Genomic DNA, 10,711 nt, shown 5'->3' with positions numbered 1-10,711 from the left:
TCCAGCGGTCTTACCAGTGGCCGTGCATCATTCTTACGTTTCAGAGCGGAGCCGTAATGGGCATTCTCCCTACCCTTTTCCCCTCGGGCCTGCCCCTCGCGGACGAATGGACAACGGATGGCGTCAGCAACGAATCTATCGTCTTCCCGTATGACGGCACGGTTGTCGCCGAGGCGCCGGTAGGAGAAGTGGCCCACGCCGAGCGGGCGCTCGAAGCGGCGCTCGCGGTGCAGCCCGAGGTGGCCGCCCTGAGCGCGGGAGTGCGCCGTTCGATCCTGCTCGATGTGGCGGCCGAGCTCGAACAGCACCGCGCCGAACTCGAAGACCTTCTCGTGCTCGAGACGGGCAAGCCGCTCCGTGATTGCCGAACCGAGGTGGATCGCACGCTGTTCACCTGGCATGCGGCCGCAGAGGCCGTGGCTCAGCTGCGGGGCGAGACGGTGCCGCTGGACATCCAGTCCGGCGGCGAAGGACTGATCGGGTACTGGACCCGCAAGCCGATCGGCGTCGTCATCGGCATCGCCGGATTCAACTACCCCCTGCTGCTGTCGAGCCACAAGATCGCACCCAGCATCGCCGCGGGGTGCGCCGTGATCTGCAAGCCGGCACCGCAGACGCCACTGGCCACGCTGTGGCTCGTCCACCTCGTGCGCGAGGTGCTCCGACGACACGGCGCTCCCCTCGCTGCGGTGCAGCTCGTGACCGGCGGCCCCGACGTCGGACGCACGCTGACGACAGACCCCCGCATCGGGGCGGTCAGCTTCACCGGCTCCGCCGCAGTGGGCCATCAGATCGCTCGCGACTGCGCTCCACGCAAGGCACTTCTGGAGCTTGGATCCAATGCGGCACTGGTCGTGGCTCACGACGCCGACCTCGCGGCGGCGGCGAACGCCGCGGTGCAGGGCGGCTTCTACGCCAACGGGCAGGCATGCATCTCGGTGCAGCGCGTCATCGTCGAAGCCGCGGTGGTCGATGAGTTCTCGAATCTCGTCGCACAGCGGATGGCGGATGTCTCCGTCGGAGACCCCCGCGACGAGAGTACGCAGGTCGCCGCGCTGATCGATGAGCGCTCCACCGAGCGCGTCCTGGAGTGGATCGCCGAGGCCGTCGACGGCGGAGCGCGGGTGGTCTCAGGCGGCGGCCGTCGAGGCACGGCCCTGGAGCCGACCGTTCTCACCGATGTTCCGCAGGGAGCACGGGTCTGGGACGAGGAGATCTTCGGTCCGGTGATCTGCATCCAATCGGTCCCGGACTTCGACGCGGCCGTCGCTGCCGTCAACCACTCCCGGTACGGGCTGCAGGCGGCCGTGTTCACCACCTCGCTCAAGACGGCCTTCCGCGCCGTCGAGGAGTTCGAGGTCGGTGGCGTCATCGTCAACCACGTGCCCGGCTACCGCAACGACGTCATGCCCTACGGCGGTGTCAAGGACTCCGGCATCGGTCGCGAAGGTCCCCGATTCGCCGCCGAAGAGCTGACCGTCACCCGCATGGCCGTCATCCGGCCGTAGAACGAAGAAGGATCCCATGGACTACACCAACCTGTTCCGCCTCGACGGCCGCAAGGCGGTCGCCGTCGGCAGCGCCAGCGGCATCGGCCGCGAGAGCGCGCTGGCCCTGGCCGCTCACGGCGCGCACGTCGTCTGCGCCGACCGCAACCTCGACGGTGCCGAGGAGACGAGCCGGCTCATCCGCGAGCAGGGCGGCACCGCCGAGGCTCTTCAGCTCGACGTGCTCGACTCGGCGCAGGTCTTCGACGCGGCGGCTGAACACAACGATGCCGACACGCTGCTGTTCACCGCCGCGACCAACGTGCGCAAGCCGCTGCTCGACTACTCATCGGACGAGTACGACCGCGTCGTGGCGCTCAACCAGCGTTCGAGCTTCGACCTCATCCGCGCGTTCGGCGCGAACATGGTCGGGCGCCAGGGCGGCAGCATCATCGGGTTCTCCTCGATCCGCCACGTCGTCGTCGAGCCCGGCCAGGGCGTGTACGCGGCCAGCAAGGCGGCCACTGTCCAGTTGCTCCGCACCGCAGCGGCCGAGTTCGGACACGCCGGCGTGCGCGCGAACGCGATCGCCCCCGGGTGCGTCGACACGCCTCTCACCGACACCATCAAGGCGACACCCGAGTGGTACGACGCGTATGCCTCGAAGAGCGCGCTGGGACGCTGGTCGAAGCCGAGCGAGCTCGCCGGCGCCGTCGTGTACCTCGCGTCGGACGCATCGACGTTCGTCACCGGCAGCGTGCTGTACGTGGACGGCGGGTGGACGGCTGTCGACGGCCGGTTCACGCCCCCGATGAGCTAGACCCGGCCGCCGACCCCGAACCCGCACCCGAGCAGGAGACGATCCCGATGAATGCCCCTTCGCCGCCACCCGCGTACCGCGTCATCGCCGAACGCATCGAGCAGGCCGTGCTGTCCGGTGAGCTCCGGCCGGGTGACCACCTGCCCAGTGAGCGCGAGCTCGTCGAGCAGTACGGCGTGAGCCGGCCGACCGTGCGAGAAGCACTGCGGGTGCTGCAGAGCAACCACGTCGTGGAGTCGCGTCTCGGCGATCGGCGCGGCCCCGTGGTTCTGCCTCTGAGCTCTGCCCCGCTGGAGCGGGCGTTGAAGCAGGCGACGGCGCTCAGCGGCGCGGATCTCTCGTCGCTGTTGCAGTTCCGAATGGTGATCAGCAGCGCCGCCGCCGTCCTGGCCGCGCACCACCGCGATGACGAAGAGCTCGCGGCACTCGAACGCGCCAACGCACGCATGCGCGCCAGCGTCGGAACGAACCCGGTCGCCTTCGGAGAAGCCGACCTGGAGTTCCACAAGGTGCTCGCCAAGGCCAGTCGGAACACGCTGCTCGAGCTGGTCAACGAGGCCGTGCGCGGCGCCGTCCTATCGCTCATGGAGCAGAAGATCTCCTCGGCATCCGACAGCCGTGTGCTGATGCAGTCGCTGATCCATCACCACGAGGAGATGCTCGACGCGATCCGGCGACGCGACGGCAAGCGCGCCGCCTGGCTCACCCGCGACGACACCTACTGGCACTACGTCGACTTCGTCGAGCCCGAGCAGCAGGAGGCCCTGCGTGCTCTGGCCGACGAGGTCAAACCCCAGTGACGACGCACCCCTGACGTCGCTGCCCGCTTCACCTTTACCCGTTCACTGCAATGTCGCATACAGATGGAGAACACCACATGTCCCGTGCTCGTACCCTGACCCTCACGGTGTCGACGCTCGCCGTCGCCACACTCGCTCTGACGTCGTGCACGGCCGGCAGCTCCGGCGGTGCCACCGCCGATCCGGCCGGCACTGACTCGATCACCGTCGCACTCACCGGCCCGCCCGCGAACCTCGACTTCACCACCACCGCGGGCGCCGCCATCCCCCAGGCGCTCCTGGGCAACGTGTACGAGGGGCTCGTCCAGGTGAACCAGGACGGCGAGCTCGAGCCGCTGCTGGCGGAATCCTGGTCGCTGAGCGATGACCGCACGGTGGTGACGTTCACGCTGCGTTCGGGCGTGACCTTCTCGAACGGCGCGGACTTCACCGCCGAAGACGTCAAGTTCAGCATCGATCGCGTGAAGTCGGATGCCTGGACGTCCGGGCTCAAGACGAAGATGGACATCGTCGAGTCGGTGAACGTGCTCAGCGACACCGAGGTCGAGGTGGTGCTCTCACGCCCCAGCAATGTCTGGCTGTACGACATGGCCACGCGTGTGGGTGCGATGTTCGATGAGAGCGGCGTCGCAGATCTTGCCAATCAGGCCATCGGCACGGGGCCGTTCACGGTCGAGTCGTGGAAGCCGAACGAGGCGATCGACATGGCCGCCCGTGCCGACTACTGGGGCGATGCGCCGAAGGTGAGCACCGCGACGCTGAAGTACTTTGCCGAGGCGACCGCGACGACGAACGCACTGCAGTCGGGCGATGTCGACGTCATCTACAACATGCAGGCACCCGCACTGCTGTCGGCGTTCGAGGGCAAGCCCGAGTTCCAGGTGCTCAACGGCGAGTCGACCGGCGAGATCGTACTGTCGATGAACAACCGCGTCGCCCCCTTCGACGACGTCCGGGTCCGCCAGGCGGTGATGCACGCGATTGACCGCCAGGCGGTGATGGATGCGGCGTGGAACGGCAACGGCACCCTGGTCGGCGCCCCGGTGCCGCCGAGCGACCCGTACTACGAGGACCTCAACGGCGTCTACCCGTTCGACCCGGCGAAGGCCAAGGAACTGCTCAAGGAAGCCGGCGCGGAGGGCGTCTCGATCACCTTCACCGTCCCGACCCGTCCGTATGCGACCGCGATCTCGGAGATCGTCGTCGCGCAGCTCAAGGACGTCGGCATCGACGCCAAGATCGCTTCGGCGGAGTTCCCCGCGGTCTGGCTCGACGAGGTCTTCACCAAGCACGACTACCAGATGTCGATCATCCTCGCCGTCGAGCAGCGCGACGTGCTGACCATGTTCAACAACCCCGACTACTACATCGGCTACGACAACTCGAAGATCGCCGACGCCGCGGCGGCCGCGGACCAGGCGGACGAGGCGGGCTACATCTCGGGCATGAAGGAGGTCGTGCGCACCATCGTCGACGACGCCGCGTCCAACACCCTCTTCCTCTTCCCGAACACCGTCGTCGCCAAGGCCGAGGTCACCGGCATCCCCGCCAACGCGGTCTCCGAGGGCCTGTTCCTCGGAGACATCGGCTGGAACTAGTCGCCCGCACGGCTGCGAGTGCCGGCCCCGCTACGGGGCCGGCACTCCCCCGGCACGCACGAACCATACGAAGGAGGCCACGGCATGGTCATGCGCATTCTGACCAACCTCGCCCGGTTCATCATCAGCATCATCGCCGCGAGCGTCATGGTGTTCGTGGTGCTCCGGCTCATCCCCGGCGATCCCGCACAGGTCGTTCTCGGCATCGACGCGAGCCCGGAGCTGCTCGAAGCCAAGCGCGCTGAGCTCGGCACGGATCGACCGCTCATCGTGCAGTACTGGGACTGGGCATCCGGCCTGCCGTTCGGTGACTTCGGCACGTCGCATCTCACCCAGCAGGACATCAGCCCGATGGTGCTCGACAAGCTCCAGGTGTCGCTGATCCTGGTGCTGCTGGCGATGCTGCTGGCCGTGATCATCGCGATCCCGTTCGGCACGTTCGCCGCCATGCGTCACAACCGGGTCTCCGGCGCGATGATCAGCGCGATCAGCCAGCTCGGCATCGCCATCCCCGGGTTCCTCGCGGGTCTGCTGCTGGTGGTCGTGTTCTCGTTGCAGCTCGGCTGGTTCCCGGCCAGCGGCTGGACGCCGCCGGGCATGGACTTCGCCGACTTCCTCTCGCGAGTGACGCTTCCGGTTGTCGCGCTGGCGTCGGTGCAGGCGGCCATCCTGACGCGCTACGTGCGCTCGGCGGTTCTCGAGGTGATGAGCGAGGACTACCTGCGCACGGCCCGGGCGAAGGGCCTCTCGCCCCTGGGCGCATTGCTCAAGCACGGGTTGCGCAATGCCGCGATCCCGGTGATCACGGTCACCTCCATCCAGCTCGCGGCGCTGATCATCGGCGCCGTCGTCATCGAGCGCGTCTTCGTCATCCCGGGCCTCGGGTCGATGCTGCTGGATGCGGTCGGCAACCGCGACATGCTGACCGTGCAGTCCGTGGTGATGGTGCTCGTCGGCATCACCCTGTTCGTCAATCTGATGGTCGATGTGCTCTACACGGTCGTCGATCCGCGCATCCGCAACTCCGCACGAGGGAGCAGAGCATGACCACCACGTCGATCGCGGGCGTGTCCGTGAAGCCTTCCCGACGCCGCAACACGAGTATGCTCGTCGGCTCGATCCTGGTGGCGCTCGTCGTGGCCGCCGCGGTGATCTCCTTCATCTGGACGCCATTCGACCCGTACCAGCAGTTCCTCGACAACGCCCACCAGGGGTCGAGCCTGACCCATCCGATGGGCACCGATCGCCTGGGCCGCGACGTGTTCTCGAACATTCTCTACGGCGCTCGCATCACCCTGCTCGTCGGCCTGGTGGCTGTGGGAATCGCCCTGCTCATCGGCACGCCGCTCGGCATCCTCGCCGGCATGCGCCGTGGCGCGACCGAAGAGGTCACGATGCGCTTCGCCGATATCCTGCTGGCGTTCCCCGCGCTGCTGCTGGCGATCATGTTCGCCGCGGTCTACGGCCCTGGCACGGGGTCGGCGATGGTCGCGATCGGCATCGCCTCGATCCCGGGATTCGCCCGCGTCGCCCGCTCGGGCACCCTGCAGGTCATGAGCACGGAGTACGTGCTCGCCGCCCGGGCGTCCTCGCAGCCGGGCATCCGCGTCGCGATCCGGCACGTCCTGCCGAACATCGCCGGCATGGTCGTCGTGCAGTGCTCGGTGACCTTCGCCCTGGCCGTTCTCGCCGAAGCAGCCCTGTCGTTCCTGGGCCTGGGCACGCAGCCGCCGACGGCGTCGTGGGGACGGATGCTGCAGGAGTCACAGCAGTACCTCTGGATCAACCCGATGCTGGCTGTCTGGCCCGGCATCGCCATCGCCATCGCCGTGATGGGGTTCAACATGCTTGGAGACGGCCTGCGGGACCGCTTCGACCCGAAGCTGAACGGAGAGCGTTCATGACCGCCAACGAAAACCTCCTCTCGGTCGAAGGCCTGTCGGTGTTCACCGGCGATGCGCCGCTGGTGACCGACGTGAACTTCTCGCTCGCGCGCGGCGAACGGATCGGTCTGATCGGCGAGTCCGGGTCGGGCAAGTCCCTGACGACGGCGAGCCTGATGGGCCTGCTTCCGGATGGCCTGCACGCCACCGGGAACGTGCGCATGGCGGGGCACGACGCCAATTTCGTCACCGCATCGGATGCTGTCATGCGCCGCATCCGCGGACGCGACATCGGCATGGTGTTCCAGGAGCCGCTCACGGCGCTGAACCCCCTGATGCGCGCCGGTGCGCAGGTCGCCGAGGTCATGCTCCAGCACAAGACCGTCCCGTCGCGGCGCGCGGCGAACGCGAAGGCGATCGAGATGCTGGCGTCGGTGAAGCTGCCCGATCCCGCCGAAGCCGCGCGCGCTTACCCTCATCAGCTGTCGGGTGGCCAACGTCAACGCGTGATGTTGGCGATGGCACTGGCCAATGACCCGGGGTTGCTGCTGGCCGACGAGCCCACGACCGCGTTGGATGTCACCGTCCAGCGTCAGGTGCTCGACCTCGTCCTCGAGTCGGTCGTGGAACGTGGCACCGGGCTGCTGTTCATCACGCACGATCTGGCCGTGGTCGCCAACATGTGCACCCGCGTGCTCGTCATGAACAACGGTCGCGTCGTCGAGCAGGGGCGCACCGAAGACATCTTCACCCGCCCCCAGCATCCCTACACCCGGGGGCTGCTGGCCGCGAGCGATCTGGAGGCCACCGACAGCGACGGGCGCCTGTTCACGGTCGCATCCGCCGCGTCGTACGTCCCGCCCACGCTTGATGACGCACCCGAGGCTCCGACCGCCAGCGCGCCCGCCCCGGCGGATGCGCCCACGCCGCAGGCCACCGAGTCGGAGGCGGAGACCGACGATGCCCCCGTCATCGAGGTTAAGGACCTCACGCGTCACTACACGCGCGGACGCTCGTCCCTTCGCGGCAAGCCGGTGACGGTCAAGGCGCTCCAAGACGCCAACTTCCGGGTGATGCCGGGCGAGCGCCTCGGTGTGGTCGGTGAATCCGGATCCGGCAAGTCCACCCTGCTGCGGATCCTCGCGGGGCTCGACCAGCCGACGTCAGGCTCGGTCGTCGTCAGCGGCAACGAGGTCGCCGGCGCACGGGAATCCGACCTGGTGCAGCTGCGACAGCAGTTGCAGATCGTCTTCCAGGATCCGATGGGGTCGTTGAATCCGCGGATGCGGGTCGTCGACATCATCACGGAGCCACTGCTGGTTCCCGGACGCGACGAGACGCCGGCACGGCGTCGGGAGATGGCCGCCGAGATGCTGCAGGCGGTCGGTCTGAGCGCCGACGCGCTGGATCGCTATCCGCATCAGTTCTCGGGAGGGCAGCGACAGCGCATCTCGATCGCACGGGCATTGATCTGCAGGCCCCGCGTCCTCGTCGCCGACGAACCGGTATCGGCCCTCGACGTGTCGGTGCGCGCACAGGTGCTGAACCTGCTCGCCGATCTGGTCGACGCCTACCAGCTCACGCTGGTGTTCGTCTCGCACGATCTGGCCGTCGTACGCCATCTGTGCGACAAGGTCGTGGTGATGCAGTCGGGCGTGATCGTCGAAGCGGGCGAGACCGAGAGCGTCTACACCGATCCGCAGCACCCGTACACCGCGAAGCTCATCGCGAGCTCGATGAACCTGCGCTCCGAGATCCGCACCAAGCACCTGGCCGCCGAGGTCACGGCATGATGTCGCGCAGCGCAGAAGGAGGAGTCACCATGTCGCGCAGCCTGCACGAGATGTCCGCCCATGAACTGGCGGCCGGTTACGCCGACGGGCTGGATCCCCGGGAGGTGGCCGAGGCGGTGCTGGCCAGAATCGCCGACCGGGAGCCGGTGCTCAACGCCTTCTATCTGCACGACCCGGGCCAGGTGCGCGCCGATGCCGAGGCGTCCGCCCAGCGCTGGGCAACGGGCACGCAGCTCTCCGCGTTCGATGGCGTGCCCGCCACGGTGAAGGAGAACATCCCCCGCGCCGGAAAGCCGTTGCCGTCCGGTACGGCCATTCCGAATCCTCCGGCAGCACCCCAGAACGCCCCCATCACCGACCGGCTGCTCGAGTCCGGGCTCGTGATCCTGGGGTCGACGACCATGCCTGACTGGGGCATGCTCTCGTCGGGGGTCTCGTCGCTGCACGGCATCTCCCGCAACGCCTGGAACCCGGCGCTGACCACCGGTGGGTCGAGTGCGGGCAGCAGCGCCGCAGCCGCGGCCGGCTATGGGCCGTTGCACGTCGGCACCGACATCGGCGGATCGATTCGTCTTCCCGGTACGTGGTCTGGACTGGCCACTCTCAAGCCCAGCGACGGCCTCGTGCCGTTGCACGCACCGTACCTGGGGCGGGCCGCCGGCCCGCTCACGCGCACTGTCGCGGACGCGCAGGCGCTCATGAGCGTGATCGCCCGTCCAGACGAACGCGATTACACCGCTCGCCCGTACCCGCAGATGGACTGGTCCAAGACCCTTCCCGACGTCGCCGGACTGCGCATCGCCGTCCAGTTGGATGCCGGGTCGGGCGCCGACGTCGACGCGGAGGTGCTGTCGGCGGTGCAGGCGGCCGCGGATCTGTTCGCGGCGGCCGGCGCCACGGTCGTTCCCTTGGCGCCGTTCATGACGGCCGAGCAGCTGGCGGGTGTCGACGCCTTCTGGCGCACGCGCTCGTGGGTGGACTACAGCGCGCTCGATGATGAAGGCAGATCGCTCGTGCTGCCCTACATCGCTCGCTGGTGCGGGGCGGGTGCCGCGTACGACGGCGCGCAGACTCTGGTGAACTACGGCAGATTCGGCCAGATCCAGCAGGCCACCCGCGCGGCGACCGCGCCCTTCGACCTCGTGCTCTCCCCCGTCGCTCCCATGGCGGCGTTCCCGGCCGAAGACCCCATGCCGGTGAACGATCCCGACCGTCCGATGGCGCACATCTCGTTCACGATGCCGTACAACATGTCGGGCCAGCCTGCGGCCAGCATCAACTGCGGGTTCACCGCCGACGGCCGCACCATCGGGCTCCAGGTCGCCGGGCGCATCGGATCGGACGATCTCGTGCTGGCTGCCTGCGCCTGGTACGAGAGCGTTCGCGCAGACGCAACCCCGGATTGGTCGCTGATCGCCTGATGCCGCCTCGGGGGCGGTCCGGGCACGACGCACTATCATCAAGCCGATGGTCGTGACGGGGCCTTCCTCACACACGTGACCACGACGACGGCGAAAGGACGCAGCATGGGCGAGGTGCCGACGACGGTGGCGCGAGCCGTTCCGCTGGTCGACGAGATCGCGGCGGTGATCCGCGAGCGCATCTACTCGCATCACTATCCGACCGGGGCCTGGCTCCGCCAGGAACATCTGGCGGCCGAGTTGAACGTCAGCCGCACCCCGCTGCGCGAAGCGCTACGGCGTCTCGAACAGGAGGGACTCGTCACGCACGAATCGGGTCGGGGCATGCGCATCGTCAGCGGCGATGCGGCCACCCTCATCGACGCGTACGAACTGCGCGGTGCGGTGGATGCCCTCGCCGCACGTCTGACCGCGACCGAGGCCACCGCCTCGGATGTGCGGAGTCTGCGCCGACTCATCGATGCCCAGCGCGCCACGGTCACGCCGTGGGACGCACGTGCGTACACGAAGCTGAACGTCGACTTCCACGAGATGATCATGGTGATGACCGGCAACCAGTTCGTCATCGCACAGAGTCCGATCCTGCGCATGACCGGGCAGGTCTTCGCCCCGATCGCGCACACCGGCCCGCGCAACGCGGTGCAGGCCATCCAGGAGCACGTCGAGATCGTCGACGCCATCGAGGCGGGTGACGCCGAGCGGGCCGAGCAGATGGCGCGCACGCACATCGATCGAACCATCACCGAGCTGCGCGCAGAAGCCGACCGGCGCACCACCGACTGACCGGCACGTGACCCACCCCCTCACGAGGGGGCTGTTCGGCGTGCCCGCGCCTGTGAGCGGTGCCGCCGCGGCGCGAAGTCCGAAGGGGTTCTTTTACTTTGACTTCCTACTATATAGTTGGGGGCA

The 10,711-nt window shown here is 68.1% G+C and carries 9 protein-coding genes; all 9 read left to right on the top strand.

The window, feature by feature from the left end:
* The first annotated feature begins 56 nt into the window (after positions 1–56).
* Positions 57–1,508: an aldehyde dehydrogenase family protein gene (locus JF543_RS05735; RefSeq protein WP_206823107.1), complete on the top strand. Its 1,452-nt coding sequence runs from the start codon at positions 57–59 to the stop codon at positions 1,506–1,508.
* A gap of 16 nt (positions 1,509–1,524) precedes the next feature.
* Complete coding sequence (locus JF543_RS05730) at positions 1,525–2,307, top strand: SDR family NAD(P)-dependent oxidoreductase (RefSeq protein ID WP_206550317.1); 783 nt, start codon at positions 1,525–1,527, stop codon at positions 2,305–2,307.
* A gap of 47 nt (positions 2,308–2,354) precedes the next feature.
* Entirely contained in the window at positions 2,355–3,107 is a 753-nt protein-coding gene (locus JF543_RS05725; RefSeq protein ID WP_179411526.1) for a FadR/GntR family transcriptional regulator, read from the top strand.
* 77 nt (positions 3,108–3,184) lie between these two features.
* Entirely contained in the window at positions 3,185–4,705 is a 1,521-nt protein-coding gene (locus JF543_RS05720; RefSeq protein ID WP_179411527.1) for an ABC transporter substrate-binding protein, read from the top strand.
* An 84-nt stretch (positions 4,706–4,789) separates the two neighbouring features.
* Positions 4,790–5,752, top strand: a complete 963-nt coding sequence (locus JF543_RS05715; RefSeq protein WP_179411528.1) for an ABC transporter permease — start codon at positions 4,790–4,792, stop codon at positions 5,750–5,752.
* Complete coding sequence (locus JF543_RS05710) at positions 5,749–6,609, top strand: ABC transporter permease (RefSeq protein WP_179411529.1); 861 nt, start codon at positions 5,749–5,751, stop codon at positions 6,607–6,609. The genes JF543_RS05715 and JF543_RS05710 overlap by 4 nt, the downstream gene beginning before the upstream one ends.
* Positions 6,606–8,381, top strand: coding sequence for an ABC transporter ATP-binding protein (locus JF543_RS05705; RefSeq protein ID WP_206823105.1), 1,776 nt, complete (start codon positions 6,606–6,608; stop codon positions 8,379–8,381). The genes JF543_RS05710 and JF543_RS05705 overlap by 4 nt, the downstream gene beginning before the upstream one ends.
* Before the next feature lie 29 nt (positions 8,382–8,410).
* Positions 8,411–9,802 (top strand): amidase, encoded by a 1,392-nt coding sequence (locus tag JF543_RS05700; RefSeq protein WP_206820885.1) that lies wholly within the window; start codon positions 8,411–8,413, stop codon positions 9,800–9,802.
* Between the two features lie 75 nt (positions 9,803–9,877).
* Entirely contained in the window at positions 9,878–10,585 is a 708-nt protein-coding gene (locus JF543_RS05695) for a GntR family transcriptional regulator (RefSeq protein ID WP_206820886.1), read from the top strand.
* Positions 10,586–10,711: the final 126 nt, after the last annotated feature.

It is taken from the genome of Microbacterium esteraromaticum (assembly GCF_017303215.1).
GTDB lineage: Bacteria > Actinomycetota > Actinomycetes > Actinomycetales > Microbacteriaceae > Microbacterium > Microbacterium esteraromaticum_C.
This window is presented reverse-complemented; position numbering and strand designations above follow the sequence as displayed.

Bases quoted from the DNA above. Each gene is read 5' to 3' on its own strand.
- JF543_RS05715 (WP_179411528.1), top strand. From the start codon at position 4,790: ATGGTCATGCGCATTCTGACCAACCTCGCCCGGTTCATCATCAGCATC.
- JF543_RS05700 (WP_206820885.1), top strand. From the start codon at position 8,411: ATGTCGCGCAGCCTGCACGAGATGTCCGCCCATGAACTGGCGGCCGGT.
- JF543_RS05710 (WP_179411529.1), top strand. From the start codon at position 5,749: ATGACCACCACGTCGATCGCGGGCGTGTCCGTGAAGCCTTCCCGACGC.
- JF543_RS05735 (WP_206823107.1), top strand. From the start codon at position 57: ATGGGCATTCTCCCTACCCTTTTCCCCTCGGGCCTGCCCCTCGCGGAC.
- JF543_RS05725 (WP_179411526.1), top strand. From the start codon at position 2,355: ATGAATGCCCCTTCGCCGCCACCCGCGTACCGCGTCATCGCCGAACGC.
- JF543_RS05730 (WP_206550317.1), top strand. From the start codon at position 1,525: ATGGACTACACCAACCTGTTCCGCCTCGACGGCCGCAAGGCGGTCGCC.
- JF543_RS05720 (WP_179411527.1), top strand. From the start codon at position 3,185: ATGTCCCGTGCTCGTACCCTGACCCTCACGGTGTCGACGCTCGCCGTC.
- JF543_RS05705 (WP_206823105.1), top strand. From the start codon at position 6,606: ATGACCGCCAACGAAAACCTCCTCTCGGTCGAAGGCCTGTCGGTGTTC.